Here is a 23509-nt window from a genome sequence, read left to right as displayed (position 1 = left end):
AATTTCAAAAATACCCTGGGCCTGATTAAGGTGGTTTACGTCTGCGAGCCATCAATAAGAGAGCCAATATGAGCCAGATCGACATTCAGCGCGCCGCGGTGATCGGTGCCGGAACCATGGGCCGCGGAATTGTGATGTGCCTGGCCAATGCCGGGATAGCGGTGCGGTGGGTGGACAACAACCCGCAGATGCTCGAGCAGGCGTTGGCGGCGGTGACCGAGACTTATGCACACAATGTGCGTCAGGGCCGGATCGATCAGGCAGAGGCCGACGCACGCCGGGCCCGGATAAGCGTCGCGGACTACCCGGCGATCCGCGATGTGGACCTGGTGATCGAGGCGGTCTACGAAAATCTTGAGCTGAAGCAGCAAATCTTTCGCCAGCTCGATGGCCTGCTCCAGCCACAAGCGATCCTCGCCAGTAACACCTCGGCGCTGGATATCGATGCCATCGCCGCGGTCACCCGGCGTCCGCAACAGGTGTTGGGCCTGCATTTCTTCAGCCCCGCCCACATCATGAAACTGCTGGAAATCGTGCGGGGTGCCGCGACGGCCCCGCCGGTGCTCGAGGCCGCCCTGGCGCTGGGTGAGCGCATGGGCAAGGTCAGTGTGGTGTCCGGCAATTGCCCTGGGTTTATCGGCAACCGCATGTTGCGCACCTATGTGCTGGAGGCGCGCAAGATGTTGCTGGAAGGGGCTTTCCCTTATCAGGTGGATGCCGCATTGCAGGGGTTTGGTTTTGCCATGGGCCCGTTCCGTATGTACGACGTGGTCGGCATCGACCTGGAGTGGCGCGCCCGGCAACTGGCCGGCAAGGGCCAGGAGGCGCACGAAGTGCAGGTCGATAATCGACTGTGCGAAGCGGGTCGTTTCGGCCAGAAAAGTGGCAACGGTTATTACCACTACGAACCTGGCAGTCGCCAGGCCGAACACGATGTGCAGGTCGATGCCCTGGTCCAGGAAGTCAGCGAAGGCCTGGGCTATCGCCGTCGCGATATCGGCCCCGAGGAAATCCTCGAGCGCTGCCTGCTGGCGCTGGTCAACGAAGGCGCGAAGATCCTGGAGGAAGGCATCGCCGGCTCGGCACAGGACATCGACCGGGTGTACCTCAACGGTTATGGCTTCCCGGCGGACAAGGGCGGGCCGATGAGCTGGGCGGACGGGCAGGGGCTGGCGTCGATTCGGCAGCGGTTGCTGCAACTGCAAGCCGAGTCGGGTGCGCACTGGCGGCCGGCGCGGTTGATTGACGAACTGGTTTCAGCGGGTAAAGGGTTTGCCGATCATCGGGCCATCGGTTGAAATAGCCGACTGCCTGATCGACCACCCTTTCTCTTCGAGTACCCGCCAATGACCGACCGCATGCCGCAACGCACCGATTACCGCCACTTCCAGCCAATCATCACGCGCTGGCATGACAACGATGTCTACGGTCATGTGAATAACGTCACCTACTACAGCTTCTTCGACACGGCCGTGAATACCTACCTGATCGAAGAGGGCGGCCTGGATATCCATGGCGGCGAGGTGGTGGGGTTCGTGGTGAGTTCAGCCTGCGATTACTTTGCCTCGATCGCCTTTCCCGAGCGCATCGAGATCGGCCTGCGTGTCGGCAAGCTGGGCAACAGTTCGGTGCAGTACGAGCTGGCGGTGTTCAAGGTGGGGGAAATCGATGCCTGCGCGGCGGGGCGTTTCGTGCATGTGTTCGTCGATCGGGCGTCGAATCAACCGGTAGGGATTCCTGCCGGGTTGCGCGCAGCGTTGGAACGTTTGCTGATGTAAGGCACAAAAAAGACCGCAGCCTTCGCAGCTCCTGGAAGGTTCATCCCGGGGGTGATGAACCTTGTCTGGCAGGAGCCGCCGTCAGGCTGCGGTCGGTTTTTTTGTCAGCGGGTTGCGACCGTTTCAGGTCTTAGTCGCGCCAGTGACGTTTGTGCTTGCGATGGCCGTAGGCATGGCCACGACCTGGATGGCCGTCGCGGTAGTAGCGGCGGTCATCGCGATCGTAATCGCGGTAGCGATGATCATCTCGATCGCTGTCGTTACCCATGTAGTTGCCCAGTGCGCCGCCGGCGCCGCCGCCCGCTGCCGCACCGATCAGGCTGCCGGTGGTGCCGCCTACGCTGCGACCGACCACGTTACCGCCCGCTGCACCCAGTGCCCCGCCGATTGCGGCTTCGCCACGGCTGCGACGGTCGGCACCCACGGCGCTACCGCCTGCGCCGCCCAATGCAGCACCGATGGTCGAACCGGTGTTGCCACCAATCGACTGACCGACGACCGAGCCTAGAACCCCGCCCAATGCGCCGCCCACACCTGCTTCAGTGGTGCCACCGGCAGAGGCAATGCCGCTGACCAGGCCAAGGGACAACAAGAGAATCGAGGAGAACTTCATAGAGGAGCCTCAAAGGGATGACGGCGCGATCCTGAGGCTGTGTTGAGGCGCTTACAATCGAAATCCGACGAATAGCACGAGTTGTACACAATCTTCTAACTTATTGTTTTTAGTACGGAACTTATCCGCTTTCGGCGAGTCTGTAGCTACTTGGAAGAGGCCGCTTTTGTATGAAAGCGGCCTTTTTTGTGCCTGCGATTTCGCTTTCGCTGGAACCTCCTGACTGTAGCCGCTGCCGCAGGCTGCGATCGGCTCCGTAGGAGGCGTTGCTCTTGAGGGCCATGGAAGGCGCTGCGCGCCTTATCGCAGCCTGCGGCAGCAGCTCCAGGGCCCGCGACTTCGCCGATCAGGCCGAGCGGGCCATGATCAGGCCGCTGTCGCTGGCCGCTTCCAGGCGGATCGCAATGAATTTCGAGGTCGGGGTATGGCTGCCGTCCCCGGTGCTTTCCAGCGGCACCAGCGGGTTCACCTCCGGGTAGTAGGCCGCCGCCTGGCCCGCAGGAATATCGAAGGCCAGCAGGGTGAACCCCTTGACCCGACGTTCGCGCCCGTCATCCCACAACGAAACGATGTCGGCTTTCTGCCCCGGCTTGAAGCCCAGGCGGATGATGTCGGCTTCGTTGACGAACAGCACGTCGCGCTGGCCCTTCACGCCGCGATAGCGATCGTCCAGGCCATAGATGGTGGTGTTGTACTGATCGTGGGAGCGCATCGACTGCATGATCAGGTCCGGCAATTGCCCGGTGGCGCGGGTGCGCTCATGCACCAGGTCCTTGGGCAGCAGGTTCGAGCGGAAGTTGGCGCGGCCCGACGGGGTGTTCCAGCGCCGGACGCCGGCCGAGTTGCCAAGGTAGAAGCCGCCAGGGTTTTTCAGCCGTTCGTTGAAGTCTTTGAAGCCTGGAATGGTGTCGGCGATCAGGTCGCGGATGCGGCCGTAATCGGCCACCAGCCAGTTCCAGTCCACCGGATGGCTGCCCAGGGTGGCAGCGGCGATGCCCGCGAGGATCCACGGCTCCGAACGCATCTGCTGCGACAGCGGCTGCAACTGGCCGTTGGAGGCGTGGACCATGCTGAAGGAGTCTTCCACCGTCACCGCTTGCGCGCCTTTGCTCTGCAGGTCGATGTCGGTGCGCCCCAGGCACGGCAGGATCAGCGCTTCCTTGCCGTGGGCCAGGTGGCTGCGGTTGAGCTTGGTGCTGATCTGCACGGTCAGGTCGCAGTTGCGCAGGGCCTGGAAGGTCCGTGGGCTGTCCGGAGTGGCCTGGGCGAAGTTGCCGCCCAGGCCGATGAAGACTTTCGAGCGGCCTTCGAGCATGGCGTGGATCGCCTCGACCACGTTGTGGCCATTCTCGCGTGGCACCTTGAACTGGAAGCGCCGCTCCAGGGTGTCGAGGAAGGCCGCCGCCGGCCGTTCGTTGATGCCCATGGTGCGGTCGCCCTGCACGTTACTGTGGCCGCGCACCGGGCACAGGCCGGCGCCCGGACGGCCGATGTTGCCGCGCAACAGCATCAGGTTGGCGATTTCCTGGATGGTCGGCACCGAGTGGCGATGCTGGGTGATGCCCATGGCCCAGCACATGATCACGTTCTTGCCCTTGGCGTACATGCGCGCCGCCTGCTCGATCTCCACCAGGGTCAGGCCGGACTGCTCGACAATGTCCTCCCATGGGGTGTCGTCGATGACGCCCAGGTAGTCCAGCACGGCGGCCGTGTGTTCGTTGAGGAAGTCATGATCGAACACGGCCGGGGCGCCGCTCTTCTGCGCGTCGCGTTCCCATTGCAAGAGGAACTTGGCCATGCCGCGCAGCAGGGCCATATCGCCGCCCAGGGCCGGGCGGAAATAGGCGGTATTGGTCGGCTTGTTGCCGTTGGTGAGCATTTCGATCGGGTGCTGCGGATGCTGGAAACGCTCCAGGCCGCGTTCTTTCAGCGGGTTGATGCACACCACCTGGGCCCCGCGTTTCACCGCTTCACGCAGCGGCTCGAGCATCCGTGGGTGGTTGGTGCCGGGGTTCTGGCCCCAGACGAAAATCGCATCGGCATGCTCGAAGTCGTCGAAGGTCACGGTGCCTTTGCCGACCCCGACGCTTTGCGCCAGGGCCACGCCGCTGGCCTCGTGGCACATGTTCGAGCAGTCGGGGAAGTTGTTGGTGCCGTAGGCGCGCACGAACAGCTGATAAAGATAGGCGGCTTCGTTGCTGGCCCGGCCCGAGGTATAGAACTCGGCCATGTCCGGGCTTGGCAGCGCTTGCAAGTGCTTGCCGATCAGGGCGAAGGCGGCATCCCAGCTGATGGGCTTGTAGCGATCGGTCTCGGCGTCGTAGCTCAGGGGCTCGGTCAGGCGGCCCTGGTATTCGAGCCAGTAGTCGCTCTGCTCCAGCAACGAACTGACGCTGTGCTTGGCGAAGAACTTACCGTCCACGCGGCGCTTGGTGGCTTCCCAGTTCACCGCCTTGGCGCCGTTCTCGCAGAACTTGACCATGCCGCTTTCCGGCGAGTCGCCCCAGGCGCAGCCCGGGCAGTCGAAACCGCCGTTCTGGTTGGTCTTGAGCATCATGCGGATGTTTTTCAACGCGTTGTCGCTGGTCAGCCAGGCCTGGGCGACGCTGATGAGCGCGCCCCAGCCGCCGGCCGGGCCCTTGTAGGGCTTGTAGCGTGGGGTAGGTGTCTGGTCGGCTTGATGATGAGCACTCACGCTTGATTCTCCATCGCAGGGCTGTAGACCCGCGGCGCACTTTTTTGCGGCAGGTGGATGAGATTGAGGTTGTGCCGGCGCGCCCATTGCAGGGCCAGGCCGGTGGGGGCCGAGAGGCTGACCAGGGTCTGGATGCCGGCCCGCAGGACTTTCTGGATCAGCTCCAGGCTGCAGCGGCTGGTGACAATGGCCACGCCGCCGGCGGTGGGTATGTTCTGGCGGACCAACGCGCCGATCAGCTTGTCCAGGGCGTTGTGCCGGCCGATATCTTCACGGCCCAGCAGCAACTCGCCCCGGGCATTCATGAACACCGCGGCATGTACCGCGCCGCAGTGCTGGCCCAGCGGCTGGAAGGCGCCGATGCGCTGGCGCAGGCCATCGAGCCATTGGATGGGCGGCAAGGGCGCGCCGGGCAGCACCTTGAGGTCGGGCAGGGCCTGTTCCACGGCTTCCACGCCGCACAGGCCGCAACCGCTGGTGCCGGCCAGCTGCCGGCGTTGCTGCTTGAGGTTCCAGAAGGCGCGGCTGGAAATCTGCACCTGGGCGTACTGGGCCGAACCGCTGCCGCTCAGTTGCAGGTCATAGATGTCCGATGCGTCATCGATGATGCCGCTGCCGAGGCTGAAGCCGACGATGAAGTCTTCCAGGTCGCTGGGGGTCACCAGCATCACCGCCTGGCTGATGCCGTTATAGGCGATCGCCAGCGCGACTTCCTCGGCAAGCGCGGTGCTGGCCGATTCCGTGTGGTCGAGGTTGCTGTAGCGGTAGTTTTGACTGGCGGCGGGCGCGGGCGTTTTCGGGGCTGGCGTCGCGCAAGCCGGGCGCTGGGTTTTCATGGGGCATCACCGGCAGAACATCCAGCCCTAAGACTAAGCGCGTCAAAGTGTCGCGTCTAATTGCTAGTACTGATGTGCCGATAGATGGCGTCGATCAAGAATCGCCTGGCGATTTCTGCTGCAAGGCAAAACAGGCCTCGGCCAGGGCCGAGCGCGGTGCGCCGCGGCGCATGATCAGGCCCAGCTGGGCCAGGGTGCTGGCGTTTTCTATGGGTTGCAGGCGCAGGTCTTCGGCGAGGGCCTCCAGGCCGCCGTGCAACGGCATGATCGCGCAGCACAGGCCGCCATGTACGGCGTGCAGCAGCTGATGCACGGCGTCGGTTTGCAACAGCGGTTGCGGAGTCAGGCCGCGGCTGTGGAAGTTGTGGTCGATGGACTGACGGAAATGCATGCCGCTGGTCAGCATGCCCAGCGGCAGTTCGATCAACGCCTCCCAGCTCAGCGGTTGTTCGCCGAAGCTGAAAAAGCGTTGGTCGTAGAGCAGGCCCATGCGGGTTTCGCCAAGGGCCAGGGATTCGAAGCGCTCGCCGTCCAGGCGTTCCAGGTAGGAAACCCCCAGATCCAGGCGGTTGCTCGCCAGTTGTTCGAGGATCTGCTCCGAACTCAGCGCCGACAGCTCAAAACGCAGGTTCGGGTGCGCCTGGTGCAGGCGCTGCATCAGCGGCAGCGGGTCGAAGCTCGACAGCGGCACCACCCCCAGGCGCAGGGTCCCGACCAGGCTGCCGCGGCAGGCCGCAGCCTCGGCCTGCAATCCGTCATAGGCGGCCAGCACGCTGCGGGCCCAGGCCAGCACCCGCTCTCCCGGGGCGGTGAAGCCTTCGAAACGCTGGCCGCGGTTGACCAGCGGCAGCTCGAGTTCTTCCTCGAGGCTGCGCAAGCGCATGGACAGGGTCGGTTGGGTGATGTGACAGCGCGCCGCGGCCTGGCCGAAATGGCGGGTTTCGTCGAGGGCGATGAGGAATTTCAGCTGCTTGATGTCCATCTTCGCTCCAGGGCGTCGGGGGTGGGCAATTCTAGCGTGCTTGCCGGGCGTGGGGGTCAGCGGTCGATTTTGAACCTCGTCTCGCAAGGCTGGTCTAGTCTTTCGCGACTGGACCCATAAAACCCAAGGAGTGTGCACCATGAGTATTTTTAGCTTTGTGAAAGAAGCAGGCGAAAAGCTTATCGATTTGTTGACGCCGGGTAACGCCAATGCGAGCGAACAGCTGAAGGACCACATCGCCAAGGTCGGTTTGGGTAACCCCAATATCAAGGCGACGGTGGAAGGCGACAAGGTCATCGTGACCGGCGAAGTGGCCAGTCAGGAAGAGAAGGAAAAGATTCTGCTGGCCGTGGGCAACATTGCCGGCGTCGGCAGCGTCGACGACCAGATCACCGTCACCGGCCCTGTAGCGGCTGCCGCGCGTTTCGTCACCGTGAAAAAAGGCGACACCCTCAGCGCCATCTCCAAGGCCGAGTACGGCGACGCCAACAAGTACAACAAGATTTTCGAGGCCAACAAGCCAATGCTGTCGCACCCGGACAAGATCTACCCGGGCCAGGTACTGCGCATTCCAGAATGATTGCGTAACAACCTTCGCGGGCAAGCCTCGCTCCTACGGGGGCGAGATTGCCCGCGATGCATTCATAGCCCCTCGATCAATTCTCGATAGTCCCTCACCGCGGCAAACTCCGCCGTGTCTTTCGGCCCTTTGCGGCTGTCCGGTTCACTGACCGCCAACAGATGCGTCACCCCGAAATCCCGCGCGCTGCGCAGGATCGGCAAGGTGTCGTCGATAAACAGGCTGCGCGCCGGGTCGAAACCGATGTCCGCTTGCAGCGCGTCCCAGAACTGCGGGTTCTCCTTGGCAAAGCCGTAATCGTGGGAACTGATCAAGCGTTCGAAATAGGGCGCCAGCTCGATTCTTTCCAGCTTCAACGACAGCGAATCGCGGTGCGCATTGGTGATCAGCACCACGCGTTTGCCGGCCTGCTTGATCGCCGCGAGAAAGGTGTCGGCGTCCGGGCGCAGGGCGATCAGGTGGGCGATCTCCAGCTTCAGTTCGCGCACCGGCAGCTTCAGTTCGGCGCTCCAGAAGTCCAGGCAATACCACTGCAATTGCCCGGCGTTGTGCTCGAACAACGGCTGCAATTCCATTTCCGCCATGGTGCGGCTGACGCCATGCAGCTCGGCATAGCGCTGGGGCAGGTGTTCCAGCCAGAAGTGGTTGTCGAAGTGCAGGTCCAGCAAGGTGCCGTCCATATCCAGCAGAACGGTATCGATGTCGCGCCAGGGCAGTGAAGGCATGGAAAACGTCTCGAGCGGTAGAAGATATCCGACACAAACAATCGGGAAAGCCGCGTTATAGTAGCGCGTTCACGCCAAGGAGCCTTTTATGCGCCAGAAACCCACCGTACTCGCTCGCGAGATCGTCGCCACCAGCCGTCTGTTTTGCGTCGAAGCGGTGCAGTTGCGCTTCTCCAATGGCGTGGAGCGCACTTACGAGCGCCTGGTGGGCAAGGGCGCGGGCTACGGCGCGGTGATGATCGTGGCGATGCTCGATGCCGATCACGCGGTGCTGGTCGAGGAATATTGCGGCGGCACCGACGCCTACGAGCTGTCGCTGCCCAAGGGCCTGATCGAGCCCGGCGAGGATGTGCTGGCCGCCGCCGAGCGTGAGCTCAAGGAGGAGGCCGGTTTTGGCGCGCGGCAACTGGAGCACTTGACCGAGCTGTCGCTGTCCCCCGGCTACATGAGCCAGAAGATCCAGGTGGTGCTGGCCACCGACCTCTACGAAGAGCGGCTGGAGGGCGACGAGCCCGAGCCGATGCGCGTGGACAAGATCAACCTGCGCGAGCTGTCGAGCCTGGCGCAGAATCCCCAATTCACCGAGGGTCGCGCCCTGGCCGCGCTGTATCTGGCCCGCGACCTGTTGACCCAGCGCGGCGCCTTCCAAGCATGAGTGAACCAACGATGAATTTTCCCCACCCGTTGCTGGCGCCAGTGATCGACCTGGCCCTGAAGGCCGGCGAGGCGATCCTGCCGTTCTGGCGCGCCAACGTCGCCGTCACCAGCAAGGCCGACGAATCGCCGGTGACCGCGGCCGACATGGCGGCCCACCACCTGATCGTGCAAGGCCTGATCGCGCTCGACCCGAGCATCCCGGTGCTTTCCGAAGAAGACGCCGACATTCCCCGGGACGTGCGTGCCGGCTGGCAGCGCTGGTGGCTGGTGGACCCGCTGGACGGCACCAAGGAGTTCATTTCCGGCAGCGAAGAGTTCACCGTCAATATCGCCCTGATCGAACAGGGCCGGGTGGTGTTTGGCGTGGTGTCGATACCGACCAGCGGTCGCTGCTATTTCGGCGGCGCCGGTTTGGGCGCCTGGCGCGCGGACAAAGGCCAGGCACCGCTGGCGATCCATGTGCGGGAAAGCCTGGCGGCGGGTGAGGCGTTTACCGTGGTCGCCAGCCGGCGGCATTCCAGCCCCGAGCAGGAACGCCTGCTGGCCGGGCTGAGCGCGAGCCTGGGCGAATTGCAGCTGGCGAACATCGGCAGCTCGTTGAAGTTCTGCCTGCTGGCCGAAGGCGCGGCGGATTGTTACCCGCGGCTGGCGCCGACTTCGCAGTGGGACACCGCGGCCGCCCAAGGCGTGCTGGAGGGAGCTGGAGGCGAGGTGCTGGACCTGCGCGGCGAACCGTTCCGCTACCCGGCGCGCGAGTCGCTGCTCAATGACTTCTTCCTGGCGCTGCCGGCCAAGGCCGCCTGGCGCGGGCGCTTGCTGGAGCTGGCGCGCAGCTGATCCTGGTAGCCGCTGGCGCAGCCTGCGATCGGCTGCGCAGCAGTCGTAAACGGCCAGCGCGGTGTGTCAGACAGAATATCGCCAGTCGATCCACGGCCGCTTCGCGCGCAGGCTGCGCCAGCGGCTACAGGTTCAGCGGTGCAGCACGTACTGCCCGGTGAAGCGCACCGCGTCTTCATCGCTGCCGGCATTCACCACCCGGGTATGCAGGATCAGCCGCGCACGGCCGTAGCGCTCATACATGCTGACGAACCGGTGCCACACTTCTTCGCTCGGCGCGGCGCAGATGGCCGTGGCGTCGCTGGTCACCGGTAGCGGGTAATTGATCTGCCCTTCCTGGATCACGATGTGCCCGTCGTCGATCCCCGCTTCCTTCAGCCGCAGGTGCAGCCAGCCCCAGCCGGCCAGCACCGCGGCGCAATACAGGCTGCCGCCGAACATGGTGCTTTTGTGGTTGACGTTGGCCTCCAGCGGCAGTTGCAGGCGCAGCTCATGCGCGTGCCAGCCGAGCACTTTCAGGCCCATGTCCCGCGTCAGGGGAATGTCGTGATGGAGGATGGATTCCAGGTAACGACTGTCGCGGTTCATGCAGGGCCTCGGTGGTGAAATGGTGCATTAACAAGATTAGTCGGCATCGTTCAGTCGATATCGTCGCCGCCGGAACTGGCGCCGCTGTCGCCGAAGCTCAGGCCGTGTTTGCGCAGTTTGTCATGCAGCGTCTTGCGCGGAATACCCAGGGCTTCGGCGAGGCTGCGCAGCGAGTTGTGCGAGCGGGCCAGCTCGGCGGCGATCAGGCTCTTCTCGAAGTTTTCCACCTGTTCGCTCAGGCCGCCCTCGACCATCGCCGGCGCCGGCTGCGAGGAGCCGCCATCCGCCGCGCTGTTGTCCAGGGCCAGCTCCAGGCCGAGGGCGAAGCGTTCGGCGGCGTTCTGCAGCTCGCGCACGTTGCCGGGCCAGCTGTGGCGCAGCAGCAGGGCGCGCTGCCCGGGTTGCAGTTCGTGGGGCGGCAGGCCGTGGCGGGCGCTGGCCTCGTCGGCGAAATGCTGGAACAGCAGCAAGGCGTCCTCGCCGCGTTCGCGCAATGGCGGGATCCGCAGCGGCGCGACATTCAGGCGGTAATACAGGTCGGCGCGAAAGCGCCCCTGGTCCGCCGCCTGGCGCAGGTCTTCCTTGGTCGCGGCGATGATGCGGATGTCCAGCGGGATCAGTTGGTTGCCGCCCAGGCGTTCCACCACCCGTTCTTGCAGCATGCGCAGCAGCTTGACCTGGACGTCCAGGCTCATGCTTTCGATTTCATCGAGGAACAGCGTGCCGCCGTTGGCGAATTCGAACTTGCCGATGCGGCGTTTCTGCGCGCCGGTAAAGGCCCCCGGTTCGTGGCCGAACAGTTCGCTTTCGACCACCGATTCGGCCAGGGCGCCGGCGTTGATCGCCACGAACGGGCCATTGCGCCGGCTCGACAGGTCGTGCAGCGCCCGCGCCACCACTTCCTTGCCGGCGCCGGTCTCGCCGAGGATCAGCACGTCGGCCTTGGTCGCCGCCAGGGCGCCGATCTGCTCGCGCAAACGTAGCATCGGCGCCGACAGCCCGACCAGGCGCGCACTGAGCTCCTGGCGGTCGCTCAGGGCCAGGCGCAGGCTGCGGTTGTCCAGCACCAGGCGGCGCAGCGCCAGGGCCCGGCGCACGCTGTCGAGCAGGGCATCGCTGGCGAAGGGTTTCTCCAGGAAGTCGTAGGCCCCGGCGCGCATCGCCTGCACCGCCAGCGGCACGTCGCCGTGGCCGGTGATCAGCAGCACCGGCAGCTCCGGGTCCTGGCCGTGCAGTTCGCCGAGCAGTTCCAGGCCATCCATGCCGGGCATGCGGATGTCGCTGACCACCACGCCCGGCCAGTCGCGCTCCAGGCGCGCGGCCAGGCCCTGGGCTTCGCCCAGCGGCAGGATCTTCAACCCGGCCAGGTCCAGGGTCTGGCTCAGGGCTTGGCGCAGGTGCGGATCGTCGTCGATCAACACCACCTGCACGTCACTGGTGATCGGTGTACTCATACGCTGCGGTCCTCGGACGGTTGCAGGCTCACTCCCGGCGCGCCGGCGCGCAGCCGCAGGGTAATCAGGGCGCCGCCTTCGCGGTGGTTGGAGAACGACAGTTCACCGCCAAAGGCGCGCATCAGGGTGTCGCAGATCGCCAGGCCCAGGCCCAGGCCCTGGGTGCGGGTCTTGGTGGTGTAGAAGGGCTCGCCGGCGCGGCCCAGGGCCTCCATGCAGAAGCCCGGGCCGTTGTCGCGAATGTACAGATTGACGCCCGTGGCGGTGGATTCGGCACTCAGCCAGAGTTTGCGCGGCGGGGCCTTTTCGGTCAGCGCATCCAGGGCGTTGGCCAGCAGGTTGCCGAGCACCTGGCGCAGGCGCGTCTCCCCGGCCTCGACCCACAGGGTGGCCGCCGGCAGGTCGCGGATCAATTCCACTTCCATCGCCCGTCGGCGCTTGGCCAGCAGCGCCAGGGCATCGTCCAGCGCCGGTTGCAGGGCGACGCTTTCCGGCGCGTGGCGGTCGCGCCGGGCAAAGGCGCGCAGGTGGGCGATGATCGAAGCCATGCGCCCGGTCAGCTCGCTGATCAGCTTGAGGTTGCCGCGGGCGTCCTCGGTGCGCTGGTGGTCCAGCAACACCTCGGCGTTTTCCGCGTAGCTGCGGATCGCCGCCAGCGGCTGGTTGAGTTCATGGCTGATGCTCGCCGACATGGTGCCCAGGGCGGAGAGCTTGCCGGCCTGCACCAGGTCGTCCTGGGCGCGCACCAGTTCCTGCTGGGCGTGCTCGCGCTCCAGCACTTCCTGCTTGAGGCGCCGGTTGAGGCCTTCCAGGTCGCTGGTGCGCTCGGCCACGCGCATTTCCAGCTCGCGCCGGGCCTTGGCTTCGAAGGCAATGCGCTCCAGGTAGTGGCGACGGCGCTGCATCATCAAGCCAAGCAGCAGCATCAGCACCAGCAGCGTGGCGCCACCCACCGCCACCACCGTGCGCACCGGGCGGTCGATCAGGGTGCGTGGGGCGAGGATGCTCACGCTCCAGCCGGTCTCGTCGATCTGCCGGGTCTGGGTCAGCCAGGCGTTGGCATCGAGGTTCAACGGCCGTGGGTCGCGGGTCGGATAGGGCTGGATGGCGACGATGGCCTGGTTCTCTTCCTCGCTCAGCGGACGGGTCGAGCGGAAACGCCATTCCGCCCGCGAGGTGAGGATCACCACGCCGTTGTGGTCGGTGACCACCAGTTGCTCGGGGGTCTTGCCCCAGAGGCTTTCGGTGTGGTCCAGGTCGACCTTGACCACCAGCACGCCGATGATTTTTTCGCCGTTGCGCACGGCGGCGGCAAAGAAGTAACCGCGCTTGGCCGAGGTGGTGCCCAGGCCGAAGAACCGTCCCAGGCGCCCGGCCATGGCTTCGCTGAAATACGGGCGGAAGGAGAAATTGCGGCCGACGAAACTGTCGTGCTTGTCCCAGTTGGACGCCGCCAGGGTCTTGCCGGAAGTGTCCATCAGGTACATCACTTCGGCCCCGGTCTGGGCGCTGATGTTTTTCAGCAGGCGGTTGGCGTTGCCCTGGGTCACACCGTCGTCCGGCGCGCCGAGGACCGCGCGCAGCGCCGGCAGTTCGCCGAGGATCTGCGGCAGCACTTCGTAGCGGTGCAGCGTGCCCAGCAGGTTGGCGACATACAGGTCGAGGGTCTGGCGGTTCTGCCCCGCCAGTTCGCTGCGGTAATAACGCTCGGCCAGATGCTCCAGCGGCCACAGCAGCGGCGCCAGGCACAGGGCCAGCAAAGCCAGGCTACGCCAGCGGGGGCGTCGGGGAAGGGGTGGAGTCATGGGGACGATGCGCCTGTGGGTACAAGCGCATTATGCCTAGGTTCTATACGTAAACTGCCTGCGCGACGATCATGCTGCGTTAAAAACAGACTCGGAATGCTCATTTAGACTCCTAAAGTCGAGCGCGACCCCGGCCGTTCCTCGTCTGTTTTGATTCGCTGCGCTCACCCTTCGGGCCAGCCCTTGGCTGTTACTCCCGCTGGTCGTTGCGCCTTGCCTGATCGCCGCTCGGCGACTTTCCGTACAGAACCTAGCCCTGCCCGGCAAGACACTCGTGCAATGCGCTACGCCATTCCGGCTGCGCCACACCCCACTCGCGAGCGAGGCGGGTGCAATCGAGGCGAGAGTTCAGGGGCCGCGGGGCGGGTGTCGGGTAGGCGCTGGAGGGGATGGCCTCCAGGGTCGCGCAGGCTTTGCCCTGGGCCAGCAGGTGTTCGCCAATGGCCTGGGCGAAGCCGAACCAGGAGGTCTCGCCGCCAGCGGTCAGGTGGTAGGTCCCCCATTCTCCCGGCTTGCCCGCCTGCCAGCGCTCGATCAGCGCGGCGGTGCTGGCAGCGATGGTGCCGGCCCAGGTGGGCGCGCCGATCTGGTCGGCCACCACCCGCAGGTGCGGCTTTTCCTGCAGCAGGCGCTGCATGGTCAGCAGGAAGTTTTTGCCGGTGTTCGAATACACCCAGCTGGTGCGCAGGATCAGGTGTTCGCCACCTACCGCGCCAATGGCGCGTTCACCGGCGAGTTTGCTCTGGCCGTAGACGCTCAGCGGGTGGGGTTCATCGTCTTCGGTGTAGGGGGCCGGCTTGCTGCCGTCGAAGACATAATCGGTGGAGTAGTGAATCAGCGGGATGCCCAGTTCCCGCGCTTCCTCGGCGAACACGCCGGGGGCGCTGGCATTGATCGCAAAGGCCAGCTCCGGCTCGCTCTGCGCCTGATCGACGGCAGTGTGCGCGGCGGCGTTAATGATCAGCTGCGGGCGCAGGCTGCGCACTTGCTGGCGAATGGCGTCCGGGTGCGTCAGGTCGAGCAGCCCGCGACCGGGCACGATCAAGTCATGCCGGGCTCCCAGGCATTGCTGCAGGGCCTGGGAGACCTGGCCGTGCTGGCCGCTGATGAGGATTTTCAGCCGGCCGCTCATGGGAACAGCTCGGCTTCGCTGAGCAACTTGCCGGCCTGGTCCTTGGCCGAGAGCTGCGCCGGCCCGGTGAGTTGCCAGTCGATGGCCAGGGCCGGGTCATCCCAGCGAATGCAACGTTCGGACGCCGGGTGGTAGTAATCGGTGGTTTTGTAGAGGAACTCGGCGTACTCGCTCAGCACCACGAAACCATGGGCGAAGCCTTCCGGCACCCACAGCTGGCGATGGTTGTCCGCCGACAGCCGCACCCCGACCCATTTACCGAAATGCGGCGAGCTGCGGCGGATGTCCACCGTCACGTCGAGCACTTCGCCGGCCACCACCCGCACCAGCTTCCCCTGGGTATTTTCGATCTGGTAATGCAGGCCGCGCAGCACGCCCTTTTGCGAGCGCGAATGGTTGTCCTGGACGAACTGGGTGCGCACGCCGGTCGCTTCCTCGAAAGCCTTGGCGTTGAAGCTCTCGTAGAAAAATCCGCGTTCGTCGCCAAAGACCTTGGGCTCGATGATCAGTACGCCGGGCAGTTCGGTAGCCAGGACTTTCATTGGGCTTCTCCCGCCAGGCTGTAGAGGTACTGGCCGTAGCCAGTCTTGCCGAAATACTTGGCGTGCTCGAGCAGATGCTCGCGGTCGATCCAGCCCTGGTTGTAGGCGATTTCTTCAAGGCAGGCGACTTTCAAGCCTTGGCGGTGCTCGATGGTCTGCACATATTGCGAGGCTTCCAGGAGGCTGTCGTGGGTGCCGGTATCGAGCCAGGCGAAGCCACGGCCGAAACGTTCGACGCTGAGGTTGCCGCGTTGCAGGTAGGCATTGTTGACGTCGGTGATTTCCAGTTCACCGCGTGGCGACGGCTTGACCGCCTTGGCGATCTCGACCACCGAGTTGTCGTAGAAATACAGCCCGGTCACGGCATAGCTGGACTTGGGCTGCAGAGGCTTTTCCTCGATCGAAAGGGCGTTGCCCTGTGCGTCGAAATCGATCACGCCAAAGCGTTGCGGGTCCTTGACCCAATAGCCGAAGACCGTCGCTCCGGACGGTTTCGCCGCGGCGTTCTGCAGCTTCTCGGTGAAATGCTGGCCGTGGAAGATGTTGTCGCCGAGGATCAGGCACACCGGATCCTCGCCAATGAATTCCTCGCCGATCAGGAACGCCTGTGCCAGGCCGTCCGGCGATGGTTGTTCGGCGTAGCTGAAGCGCACGCCGAACTGGCTGCCGTCGCCCAGCAGGTTGCGATACTGCGGCAGGTCCTGGGGAGTGGAAATCAGCAGGATGTCCTTGATGCCGGCCAGCATCAGCACCGAGATCGGGTAATAGATCATCGGTTTGTCGTAGACCGGCAGCAGTTGCTTGGACACACCGAGGGTGATCGGGTGCAGGCGCGTGCCCGAGCCACCCGCCAAAACGATACCTTTCATCATGCGATCAAATCCTTGGTGTCAGTGAAGCCGAGCCGTTGCCCTTGATAGCTGCCGTCTTGCACATGCTGGCACCACTCGAGGTTGTCCAGGTACCACTGCACGGTCTTGCGCAGGCCGCTGGCGAAGGTTTCTTCGGGAACCCAGCCCAGTTCGCGCTCGATCTTGCCGGCGTCGATGGCGTAGCGCTGGTCGTGGCCGGGGCGGTCCTGGACATAGGTGATCAGGTCGGCAAATTGTTTCACACCGGCAGGTTTATGCGGAGCCAGTTCTTCCAGCAATTGGCAGATGCCGCGCACCACGTCGATGTTTTTCTGCTCGTTGTGGCCGCCGATGTTGTAGGTCTCGCCGACCACGCCTGCGGTCACCACCTTGAGCAGGGCGCGGGCATGGTCTTCGACGAACAGCCAGTCGCGCACTTGCAGGCCGTTGCCGTACACCGGCAGCGGCTTTCCGGCCAGGGCGTTGAGGATCACCAGCGGGATGAGTTTTTCCGGGAAGTGGAACGGCCCGTAGTTGTTCGAGCAGTTGGTGACCAGCACCGGCAGGCCGTAGGTGCGCTGCCAGGCGCGGACCAGGTGGTCGGACGCGGCCTTGCTGGCGGAATAGGGCGAGCTGGGCGCGTAGGGCGTGGTCTCGGTGAACAGGTCGTCGACGCCGTGCAGGTCGCCGTACACCTCGTCGGTGGAAATGTGGTGGAAGCGGAAGGCGCTTTTCTCCGCCGCCGGCAGGGCCTGCCAATAGGCGCGAGTGGCTTCCAGCAGGCTGTAGGTGCCGACGATGTTGGTCTGGATGAAGTCCGACGGACCGTCGATGGAGCGATCGACATGGGACTCGGCGGCCAAATGCATGATCGCCTGGGGCTGGAAACGTTCGAGCAGCGCGCTGACGGTGGCCTGGTCGACGATATCGGCCTGGACGAATTCGTAGCGGGTGTCGGTGGCGATACTTGAAAGCGACTCCAGGTTGCCGGCGTAGGTCAGTTTGTCGAGGTTGAGCACTTCGTGTTCGGTGTTGCGGATCAGGTGGCGAACCAGCGCCGATCCAATAAAACCGGCCCCGCCGGTAACGAGAATGCGCATAGTGGTAGGCCTTCTTCCCTAAATATGAGTCGCAAATGCAGCATAGCTTGTCGACAGCCAGCAGCCGCTGCAAGGGCTGACGACGATTCGCCGCCGGTTTGCCGCTGCGCGGGCGATCAAGCCCTTGTCGGCCGCCCGGCTGTCGGGGGCTTGCGTAACGCCTGACGCAATGGCGATATAAGCGTCTGACAATAATTCCAGGGGTCGTTCCATGTTGCTCGCCACGTTGATTCACCGCGCCAGTCTGCCCGGTCCGCAAGTCAGCCCACAGCAGGCGCTGGACCTGCTCGAAGCGCACTACGGCCTCGGCGGCACGCTGCAGTCACTGGGCAGCCAGCAGGACCTCAACTACCGGCTCGACAGCGCCCAGGGGCGTTTTGTCCTGAAGATCTGCCGTGGCGACTACGCCGCCCAGGAGCTGCAAGCCCAGCACGCGGCCCTCAAACACCTTGGCGCCCACCCCGAACTGCATGTGCCCCGGGTGATCCCGGCAAAAAACGGCGCCGACCTGCTGTCCCTGGAGGTCGATGGCCAGGCGGTGCATGTGCGCCTGCTCGATTACATCGAAGGCCAGCCCCTGACCCACCTCAAGCACCTGGGCCCCGAGCTGGCAGCCGGCTTCGGCCGGCTGTGCGGGCAGATGGACCTGGCCCTGGCGGACTTCCAGCATCCGGGCCTTGAGCGCACCCTGCAATGGGACGCGCGCCACGCCCATAGCCTGATCAATCACCTGTTGCCGGTGATCGCCGACGAACAGCAACGCAGCCTGATCGCCGAAGTGGCGGAAGTGGCCGAGCGTCGTGTGCAGCGCCTGGCCGAGCAATTGCCGGTGCAGCCGATCCACCTGGACATCACCGACGACAACGTGGTGTGGCAGCGTGACGCCCAGCGCCACTGGCAGGTGCAGGGCGTGATCGATTTCGGCGACCTGGTCCGCACCTGGCGCATCACCGATCTGTCGGTGACCTGCGCGGCGCTGCTGCACCATGCCGAGGGCGACCCGTTCCGTATCCTGCCGGCGGTCCGCGCCTACCACGCGGTCAACCCTTTGCAACAGGCCGAGCTGCTGGCGCTGTGGCCGCTGATCGTGGCCCGCGCCGCGGTGCTGGTGCTCAGTGGCGAGCAACAGGTGAGCATCGACCCGGGCAACCAATACAGCCGCGACAACCTGAGCCACGAGTGGGAGATCTTCCGCGTCGCCACTTCGGTGCCGTTCGAGTTGATGGAAGCGGCGATCCTCGCGGCGCTCGGCCAGCCGCTGCCGGCCATCGCCAGCGAAGGTTTCGCGCCCTTGCTGCCGGGCCTGGTGGGGCGCGAGTTCGCCCTGATCGACCTGGGCGTGCTCAGCCCGCATTTCGAGGCCGGCAACTGGGAGCAGCCGCAGATCGATACCCAGCTGTTGCAGCAGGCTGCCGCTGCCCATGGGCTGGCCGCCAGTCGCTATGGGCAATACCGCCTGTCCCGGACCCGCCCGGACAGTGCCGTCGAGCCGGACACCTTCGCCCTGCATGTGCAGTTGCAGGTGCCGGCGGGCACGGCGGTCGAGGCGCCTTTTGCCGGCGTGCTGCACTGCGCCGCCGACGGTGCGTTGCGCCTCGATGGCCCGCAATTGAGTGTGCGGCTGTGGGGCGTCACGCCTTCGGTGCACGCCGGCGCGGCCCTGGTCAAAGGCCAGGTGCTGGGGGCGGTGGACGGCGGGCTTAAAGTCCAGCTGTGCCGTGGCGCGCGGCTCGACCCGCCGCTGTTCTGCACGCCCTCGCGGGCCGCGGCCTGGCAGGCGCTGTGCCCGTCGCCGGCGGCATTGCTGGGCCTGGCCTGCGACGCCGAGCCGGAGCTCGATCCGCAGGAACTGCTGGCGCGCCGCGATGCCAGCTTCGCCCGCTCGCAGAAGCATTATTACGTCGACCCGCCGCGCATCGAACGCGGCTGGCGCAACCACCTGATCGACATGCAGGGCCGTTCCTACCTGGACATGCTCAACAACGTCGCGGTGCTTGGCCACGGTCATCCGCGCATGGCCGCCGAGGCGGCGCGCCAGTGGTCGCTGCTCAACACCAACTCGCGTTTTCACTACGCGGCGATTACCGAGTTCTCCGAGCGCTTGCTGGCGCTGGCGCCGGATTCCATGGACCGGGTGTTCCTGGTCAACAGCGGCAGCGAGGCCAACGACCTGGCGATCCGCCTGGCCTGGGCCTACAGCGGCGGGCGCGACATGCTCAGCGTGCTGGAGGCCTATCACGGCTGGACGGTGGGCGCGGATGCGGTGTCCACCTCGATCGCCGACAACCCCCAGGCCCTGAGCAGCCGCCCGGACTGGGTGCACCCGGTGACCGCGCCCAATACCTATCGCGGCGAATTCCGCGGCCAGGACAGCACCGCGGATTACGTGCGCAGCGTCGAACACAACCTGGCCAAGCTGGCGGAGCACAACCGCCAGCTGGCCGGTTTTATCTGCGAGCCGGTGTATGGCAATGCCGGCGGTATCGCTTTGCCGCCGGACTACCTGAAGCAGGTCTATGCGCTGGTCCGCGCCCAGGGCGGGGTGTGCATCGCCGATGAGGTGCAGGTCGGTTACGGGCGCATGGGCAAGTTCTTCTGGGGCTTCGAAGAGCAGGGCGTGGTGCCGGACATCATCACCATGGCCAAAGGCATGGGCAACGGCCAGCCGCTGGGGGCGGTGATTACCCGCCGGGAAATCGCCGAGGCGCTGGAGGCCGAAGGTTATTTCTTCTCCTCGGCCGGTGGCAGCCCGGTGAGTTGCCGGATCGGCATGGCGGTGCTGGACGTGATGCAGGAAGAAAAGCTCTGGGAAAACGCCCAGGTGGTCGGCGACCACTTCAAGCAGCGCCTCGAGGCCCTGATCGAGCATTATCCGCTGGTGGGCGCGGTGCATGGCTCGGGGTTCTACCTGGGCCTGGAACTGATCCGCGACCGCCAGACCCTCGAGCCGGCCACGCAGGAGACCGCCCTGCTGTGCGATCGCCTGCGCGAGCTGGGGATCTTCATGCAGCCCACCGGCGACTACCTGAATATCCTCAAGATCAAGCCGCCGATGGTCACCACACGCCAGAGCGTCGACTTCTTCGTCGACATGCTGGCGAAGGTGCTGGACGAAGGGCTCTGAAGCCACGAGCTGCAGGAGCGGTGCTTCTGCAGAAGCGGGGGACGCCCAGTCCTTGCCCGCGATAGCGCCCGTACAGGTATCCTCAAACCTCGATAAACACCGATAATAATCGGTGTTTATAGCCATATTTTTCCTTCTGATGGATGTTTGTACTTTTAAAGTCGATTTTTATCGGATATAAAGTCGTCCCTATCAGGACAGGCTCAAGCCGCGCCTGGTCGTTACCTTTTCTGTCATCGACCGATGCCACCCTCGGTCCTTTGCTGCTGCCCAGGAGATGATCCATGAGCCGTATCGTTACCGTCGCCGCAACCCAGATGGCCTGTTCCTGGGACCTTGAAGCCAATATCGAGACCGCCGAGAAGCTGGTTCGCGAGGCCGCCGCCAAGGGCGCGCAGATCATCCTGATCCAGGAGCTGTTCGAGGCCCCGTACTTCTGCCAGAAACCCAACCCGGACTACCTGCAACTGGCGACGCCGGTGGCCAGCAACGTGGCCATCGCGCACTTCCAGAAAGTCGCCAGGGAGCTGCAAGTGGTGCTGCCGATCAGCTTCTACGAACTGGCCGGGCGGGCGCGTTTCAACAGCATCGCGATCATCGATGCCGACGGCAGCAACCTCGGGATTTATCGTAAAAGCCACATTCCGGACGGCCCCGGCTATCACGAAAAGTATTATTTCAACCCGGGCGACACCGGCTTCAAGGTATGGGACACCCGCTACGCGAAAATCGGCGTGGGCATCTGCTGGGACCAGTGGTTTCCCGAATGCGCCCGCAGCATGGCGCTGCAAGGCGCAGAGATCCTGTTCTACCCGACCGCCATCGGCAGCGAGCCGCACGACAAGAGCATCTCGTCCCGCGACCACTGGCAGCGCGTGCAACAAGGCCATGCCGGCGCCAACCTGATGCCGCTGATCGCCAGCAACCGCATCGGCAACGAAGAGCAGGACGGCTACGACATCACCTTCTACGGCTCGTCGTTCATCGCCAACCAGTTCGGCGAGAAGGTTCAAGAGCTCAACCAAACCGAAGAAGGTATCCTTGTGCACAGCTTCGACCTCGACGAGCTCGAGCACATCCGCAGCGCCTGGGGCAGTTTCCGTGACCGCCGTCCGAACCTCTATGGCGCGCTGAAAACCCTCGACGGTTCCCTGGAGTCCTGAACCCATGACCACTTTGCACAGCACCCCTCGCGCCGACGGTTTCTACATGCCCGCCGAGTGGGCGACGCAGACCCAGACCTGGATGATCTGGCCCGAGCGCCCGGACAACTGGCGCCTGGGCGGCAAGCCGGCGCAAGCCGCACACGTAGCGGTGGCCAAGGCCATCGCCCGCTTCGAACCGGTGACCGTGGCAGTCTCCGCGGGCCAGTATGAAAATGCCCGGGCGCGCCTGGACGTGCCGAATATCCGCCTGGTGGAGATGTCCAGCGATGACGCCTGGGTCCGCGATACCGGCCCGACCTTCGTCATCAACGACCAGGGCGAAGTCCGTGGCGTGAACTGGGATTTCAACGCCTGGGGCGGTTTTGATGGCGGCCTGTATGCGCCGTGGAACCGTGACTCGCAGGTGGGCGGCAAGATCCTCGAGATCGAGCGCAGCCCGCGTTACCGCACCGAGGGCTTCGTGCTCGAAGGCGGTTCGATTCATGTCGACGGCGAAGGCACGGTGATTACCACCGAAGAGTGCTTGCTCAACCGTAACCGCAACCCGCACATGAGCCGCGCCGAGATCGAAGCGATGCTCAGCGCCAACCTGGCTGTGGATAAAGTCATCTGGCTGCCGGACGGCCTGTACAACGACGAAACCGACGGCCATGTGGATAACTTCTGCTGCTACGTGCGCCCGGGCGAAGTACTGCTGGCCTGGACCGACGACCCGCAGGACCCGAACTACCCGCGCTGCCAGGCGGCGCTGAAAGTGCTGCAAGACAGCACCGACGCCAAGGGTCGCCCGTTCACGGTGCACAAGATGCCGATTCCGGGGCCGCTGTACGCCACTGAAGAAGAATGCGCGGGCGTCGACCCGGTGGATGGCACCCAGGAACGTAATCCGTCGGTGCGCCTGGCCGGTTCCTACGTGAACTTCCTGATCGTCAACGGCGGCATCATCGCCCCGAGTTTCGACGACCCGCTGGATGCCCGGGCCAAGGAAATCCTGCAGTCGTTGTTCCCGCAACATGAAGTGGTGATGGTGCCGGGCCGGGAGTTGTTACTGGGCGGCGGAAATATCCATTGCCTTACTCAACAGCAGCCGGCGCCGCACAAGGTTTGAGTGTTGTTGTAACAGCCTGTGACGCCTGATTCGCCGGCTGTTACATGGATCCAATCCGGCGTCGCCCGGCAAGCCCGCAGCCCTGATGGACTGCGGGTTTTTTTTGGATCCGGAAGCTGGCAATTACGGGACCTTGGCATAGCTCTTGTATCCCTCCCGGGGTCAATCCGAGGCCGGTAGAACTGCGATGTTCTGTCATAAACCTTGGATAAGTTAGCCGCTCACAAACCGGGAGAAAGCGCTGGAGATGAATATGGTCAGCGAGCGGGCTTCCGCAATAAATAGCGAGTCGCTTCAAGTTCTGGCGCAATGGTTGAAGTCCAATGGAACGCGACAGGTTCGGGAAACCGACCCGCGCCGGACGATCCTCGATCGTTACCCCGTTGGCTTGTTCAGCGAGGCGGAACTCGAAGCGTTGTGGGATGTGCTGGAAGGATAAGCAAACAACGGATTGGTAAAAGCGCTGCCCGGATGGCAGCGCTTTTTTTTTGCGTTTTTAAAATCCCCGCCCAACCCACTCACTGCGGTTTTTCGCGTAGGAGCGAGGCTTGCCCGCGAAGGGCGCGCGCGGTCTACCTGGGGTAGCGCGTCATCGTTTTTCGCGAGCAAGCTTGAACTGGTCAAGTAATCCTGGACACCGATTACGGTCTACGCCGCCCGTTTCTCCCTCGCGATCGGCGACCAATAGTCGTTGTAACTGTGAGGCCTGATCGTGTTGTAGCGCGTGACGTAACGCTGCACATCCACGCGGGCCTCATGCTCCGAGTCGTAGCCTGTTTCAGGCACCCACTCCGATTTCAAACTGCCAAAGAAACGCTCCATCGGGGCGTTGTCCCAGCATTCGCCTTTACGACTCATGCTTTGCCGGTGTCCATGTTCCAGCAGCTCATTTCTGAACTTATGGCTGGTGTACTGGCAACCTTGATCGGAGTGAAA

General features: G+C 64.3%; 23 protein-coding genes. 9 read left to right on the top strand and 14 right to left on the bottom strand.

The window, feature by feature from the left end:
- Positions 1-68: 68 nt before the first annotated feature.
- Together BLV20_RS28605 and BLV20_RS28600 are read left to right on the top strand one after the other, a co-directional pair.
- Complete coding sequence (locus BLV20_RS28605) at positions 69-1298, top strand: 3-hydroxyacyl-CoA dehydrogenase (RefSeq protein ID WP_092305725.1); 1230 nt, start codon at positions 69-71, stop codon at positions 1296-1298.
- 48 nt (positions 1299-1346) lie between these two features.
- Entirely contained in the window at positions 1347-1778 is a 432-nt protein-coding gene (locus BLV20_RS28600; RefSeq protein ID WP_092305724.1) for an acyl-CoA thioesterase, read from the top strand.
- Positions 1779-1908: 130 nt separating this feature from the next.
- On the opposite strand, the gene BLV20_RS28595 is transcribed toward BLV20_RS28600, so the two are convergent.
- From BLV20_RS28595 to BLV20_RS28580, 4 genes are all read right to left on the bottom strand, one after another.
- On the bottom strand, positions 1909-2391 hold the full coding sequence (locus tag BLV20_RS28595; protein WP_092305723.1) for a glycine zipper domain-containing protein: 483 nt from the start codon (positions 2389-2391) through the stop codon (positions 1909-1911).
- A gap of 346 nt (positions 2392-2737) precedes the next feature.
- The gene (locus BLV20_RS28590) at positions 2738-5086 is read right to left on the bottom strand and encodes an FdhF/YdeP family oxidoreductase (protein ID WP_092305722.1); all 2349 of its coding nucleotides are present in this window, start codon (positions 5084-5086) and stop codon (positions 2738-2740) included.
- A complete protein-coding gene (gene fdhD / locus BLV20_RS28585; RefSeq protein WP_092305721.1) occupies positions 5083-5922 on the bottom strand; it encodes a formate dehydrogenase accessory sulfurtransferase FdhD in 840 nt (279 codons plus the stop codon). The genes BLV20_RS28590 and fdhD overlap by 4 nt, the downstream gene beginning before the upstream one ends.
- Before the next feature lie 94 nt (positions 5923-6016).
- Positions 6017-6904, bottom strand: a complete 888-nt coding sequence (locus BLV20_RS28580) for a LysR family transcriptional regulator (RefSeq protein WP_092305720.1) — start codon at positions 6902-6904, stop codon at positions 6017-6019.
- A gap of 139 nt (positions 6905-7043) precedes the next feature.
- Here BLV20_RS28580 and lysM point away from each other — a divergent pair, with 139 nt between their 5' ends.
- Positions 7044-7484: a peptidoglycan-binding protein LysM gene (gene lysM, locus BLV20_RS28575; RefSeq protein ID WP_092305719.1), complete on the top strand. Its 441-nt coding sequence runs from the start codon at positions 7044-7046 to the stop codon at positions 7482-7484.
- A gap of 62 nt (positions 7485-7546) precedes the next feature.
- Here lysM and yrfG read toward each other — a convergent pair whose 3' ends face one another.
- Positions 7547-8209 carry a GMP/IMP nucleotidase gene (yrfG, locus tag BLV20_RS28570; RefSeq protein WP_092305718.1) on the bottom strand — a complete coding sequence of 221 codons (663 nt, stop codon included), beginning with the start codon at positions 8207-8209 and terminating at the stop codon, positions 7547-7549.
- Positions 8210-8297: 88 nt separating this feature from the next.
- Between yrfG and nudE the strand changes: the two genes are divergently transcribed.
- Both nudE and cysQ read left to right on the top strand, forming a co-directional pair.
- On the top strand, positions 8298-8864 hold the full coding sequence (gene nudE, locus BLV20_RS28565; RefSeq protein WP_007931715.1) for an ADP compounds hydrolase NudE: 567 nt from the start codon (positions 8298-8300) through the stop codon (positions 8862-8864).
- A gap of 11 nt (positions 8865-8875) precedes the next feature.
- Entirely contained in the window at positions 8876-9703 is an 828-nt protein-coding gene (gene cysQ, locus BLV20_RS28560) for a 3'(2'),5'-bisphosphate nucleotidase CysQ (protein WP_092305717.1), read from the top strand.
- 132 nt (positions 9704-9835) lie between these two features.
- Here cysQ and BLV20_RS28555 read toward each other — a convergent pair whose 3' ends face one another.
- From BLV20_RS28555 to rfbB, 7 genes are all read right to left on the bottom strand, one after another.
- Complete coding sequence (locus BLV20_RS28555; protein WP_092305716.1) at positions 9836-10291, bottom strand: YiiD C-terminal domain-containing protein; 456 nt, start codon at positions 10289-10291, stop codon at positions 9836-9838.
- A gap of 50 nt (positions 10292-10341) precedes the next feature.
- The gene (locus tag BLV20_RS28550) at positions 10342-11745 is read right to left on the bottom strand and encodes a sigma-54-dependent transcriptional regulator (RefSeq protein ID WP_092305715.1); all 1404 of its coding nucleotides are present in this window, start codon (positions 11743-11745) and stop codon (positions 10342-10344) included.
- Entirely contained in the window at positions 11742-13550 is a 1809-nt protein-coding gene (locus BLV20_RS28545) for a sensor histidine kinase (protein ID WP_092305714.1), read from the bottom strand. The genes BLV20_RS28550 and BLV20_RS28545 overlap by 4 nt, the downstream gene beginning before the upstream one ends.
- A gap of 250 nt (positions 13551-13800) precedes the next feature.
- Positions 13801-14682, bottom strand: coding sequence for a dTDP-4-dehydrorhamnose reductase (gene rfbD, locus BLV20_RS28540; protein WP_092305713.1), 882 nt, complete (start codon positions 14680-14682; stop codon positions 13801-13803).
- On the bottom strand, positions 14679-15224 hold the full coding sequence (rfbC, locus tag BLV20_RS28535) for a dTDP-4-dehydrorhamnose 3,5-epimerase (protein WP_092305712.1): 546 nt from the start codon (positions 15222-15224) through the stop codon (positions 14679-14681). Before rfbC ends, rfbD begins: the two co-directional genes overlap by 4 nt.
- A complete protein-coding gene (rfbA, locus tag BLV20_RS28530; protein WP_092305711.1) occupies positions 15221-16096 on the bottom strand; it encodes a glucose-1-phosphate thymidylyltransferase RfbA in 876 nt (291 codons plus the stop codon). Before rfbA ends, rfbC begins: the two co-directional genes overlap by 4 nt.
- Complete coding sequence (gene rfbB / locus BLV20_RS28525; RefSeq protein WP_092305710.1) at positions 16093-17175, bottom strand: dTDP-glucose 4,6-dehydratase; 1083 nt, start codon at positions 17173-17175, stop codon at positions 16093-16095. The genes rfbA and rfbB overlap by 4 nt, the downstream gene beginning before the upstream one ends.
- A gap of 211 nt (positions 17176-17386) precedes the next feature.
- Between rfbB and BLV20_RS28520 the strand changes: the two genes are divergently transcribed.
- The gene (locus BLV20_RS28520) at positions 17387-20299 is read left to right on the top strand and encodes an aminotransferase (RefSeq protein ID WP_092305709.1); all 2913 of its coding nucleotides are present in this window, start codon (positions 17387-17389) and stop codon (positions 20297-20299) included.
- A gap of 82 nt (positions 20300-20381) precedes the next feature.
- Here the strand turns inward: BLV20_RS28520 and BLV20_RS28515 are convergent, their stop codons facing one another.
- Positions 20382-20585, bottom strand: a complete 204-nt coding sequence (locus BLV20_RS28515) for a hypothetical protein (RefSeq protein WP_092305708.1) — start codon at positions 20583-20585, stop codon at positions 20382-20384.
- On the opposite strand from BLV20_RS28515, the gene aguB reads away from it, so the two are divergent.
- The 3 genes from aguB to BLV20_RS28500 all read left to right on the top strand — a co-directional run bounded on the left by aguB (position 20584) and on the right by BLV20_RS28500 (position 23012).
- Positions 20584-21462: an N-carbamoylputrescine amidase gene (aguB, locus tag BLV20_RS28510; RefSeq protein WP_092305707.1), complete on the top strand. Its 879-nt coding sequence runs from the start codon at positions 20584-20586 to the stop codon at positions 21460-21462. The genes BLV20_RS28515 and aguB overlap by 2 nt on opposite strands.
- A 4-nt stretch (positions 21463-21466) precedes the next feature.
- Positions 21467-22573, top strand: coding sequence for an agmatine deiminase (aguA, locus tag BLV20_RS28505; RefSeq protein ID WP_092305706.1), 1107 nt, complete (start codon positions 21467-21469; stop codon positions 22571-22573).
- Positions 22574-22820: 247 nt separating this feature from the next.
- Positions 22821-23012, top strand: a complete 192-nt coding sequence (locus BLV20_RS28500) for a hypothetical protein (RefSeq protein ID WP_092305705.1) — start codon at positions 22821-22823, stop codon at positions 23010-23012.
- A 209-nt stretch (positions 23013-23221) separates the two neighbouring features.
- On the opposite strand, the gene BLV20_RS28495 is transcribed toward BLV20_RS28500, so the two are convergent.
- Positions 23222-23509: integrase core domain-containing protein (locus BLV20_RS28495; protein ID WP_139192758.1), on the bottom strand; the 288-nt coding region annotated here is incomplete at its 5' end.

It is taken from the genome of Pseudomonas sp. NFIX28, from assembly GCF_900107395.1.
Lineage (GTDB): Bacteria > Pseudomonadota > Gammaproteobacteria > Pseudomonadales > Pseudomonadaceae > Aquipseudomonas.
Note: the sequence above shows the minus strand (reverse complement) of the source record. Positions and strands in the feature narration are given on the sequence as shown.

What these genes read in the sequence shown, in the direction of transcription:
- BLV20_RS28520 (WP_092305709.1), top strand. Translation starts at nt 17,387, where the DNA reads ATGTTGCTCGCCACGTTGATTCACCGCGCCAGTCTGCCCGGTCCGCAA.
- BLV20_RS28600 (WP_092305724.1), top strand. Translation starts at nt 1,347, where the DNA reads ATGACCGACCGCATGCCGCAACGCACCGATTACCGCCACTTCCAGCCA.
- BLV20_RS28515 (WP_092305708.1), bottom strand. Translation starts at nt 20,585, where the DNA reads ATGGATCATCTCCTGGGCAGCAGCAAAGGACCGAGGGTGGCATCGGTC.
- BLV20_RS28500 (WP_092305705.1), top strand. Translation starts at nt 22,821, where the DNA reads ATGAATATGGTCAGCGAGCGGGCTTCCGCAATAAATAGCGAGTCGCTT.
- fdhD (WP_092305721.1), bottom strand. Translation starts at nt 5,922, where the DNA reads ATGAAAACCCAGCGCCCGGCTTGCGCGACGCCAGCCCCGAAAACGCCC.
- aguA (WP_092305706.1), top strand. Translation starts at nt 21,467, where the DNA reads ATGACCACTTTGCACAGCACCCCTCGCGCCGACGGTTTCTACATGCCC.
- rfbA (WP_092305711.1), bottom strand. Translation starts at nt 16,096, where the DNA reads ATGATGAAAGGTATCGTTTTGGCGGGTGGCTCGGGCACGCGCCTGCAC.
- yrfG (WP_092305718.1), bottom strand. Translation starts at nt 8,209, where the DNA reads ATGCCTTCACTGCCCTGGCGCGACATCGATACCGTTCTGCTGGATATG.
- nudE (WP_007931715.1), top strand. Translation starts at nt 8,298, where the DNA reads ATGCGCCAGAAACCCACCGTACTCGCTCGCGAGATCGTCGCCACCAGC.
- BLV20_RS28580 (WP_092305720.1), bottom strand. Translation starts at nt 6,904, where the DNA reads ATGGACATCAAGCAGCTGAAATTCCTCATCGCCCTCGACGAAACCCGC.
- BLV20_RS28595 (WP_092305723.1), bottom strand. Translation starts at nt 2,391, where the DNA reads ATGAAGTTCTCCTCGATTCTCTTGTTGTCCCTTGGCCTGGTCAGCGGC.
- BLV20_RS28550 (WP_092305715.1), bottom strand. Translation starts at nt 11,745, where the DNA reads ATGAGTACACCGATCACCAGTGACGTGCAGGTGGTGTTGATCGACGAC.
- lysM (WP_092305719.1), top strand. Translation starts at nt 7,044, where the DNA reads ATGAGTATTTTTAGCTTTGTGAAAGAAGCAGGCGAAAAGCTTATCGAT.
- BLV20_RS28605 (WP_092305725.1), top strand. Translation starts at nt 69, where the DNA reads ATGAGCCAGATCGACATTCAGCGCGCCGCGGTGATCGGTGCCGGAACC.
- BLV20_RS28555 (WP_092305716.1), bottom strand. Translation starts at nt 10,291, where the DNA reads ATGAACCGCGACAGTCGTTACCTGGAATCCATCCTCCATCACGACATT.
- rfbC (WP_092305712.1), bottom strand. Translation starts at nt 15,224, where the DNA reads ATGAAAGTCCTGGCTACCGAACTGCCCGGCGTACTGATCATCGAGCCC.
- cysQ (WP_092305717.1), top strand. Translation starts at nt 8,876, where the DNA reads ATGAATTTTCCCCACCCGTTGCTGGCGCCAGTGATCGACCTGGCCCTG.
- rfbD (WP_092305713.1), bottom strand. Translation starts at nt 14,682, where the DNA reads ATGAGCGGCCGGCTGAAAATCCTCATCAGCGGCCAGCACGGCCAGGTC.
- BLV20_RS28545 (WP_092305714.1), bottom strand. Translation starts at nt 13,550, where the DNA reads ATGACTCCACCCCTTCCCCGACGCCCCCGCTGGCGTAGCCTGGCTTTG.
- rfbB (WP_092305710.1), bottom strand. Translation starts at nt 17,175, where the DNA reads ATGCGCATTCTCGTTACCGGCGGGGCCGGTTTTATTGGATCGGCGCTG.
- aguB (WP_092305707.1), top strand. Translation starts at nt 20,584, where the DNA reads ATGAGCCGTATCGTTACCGTCGCCGCAACCCAGATGGCCTGTTCCTGG.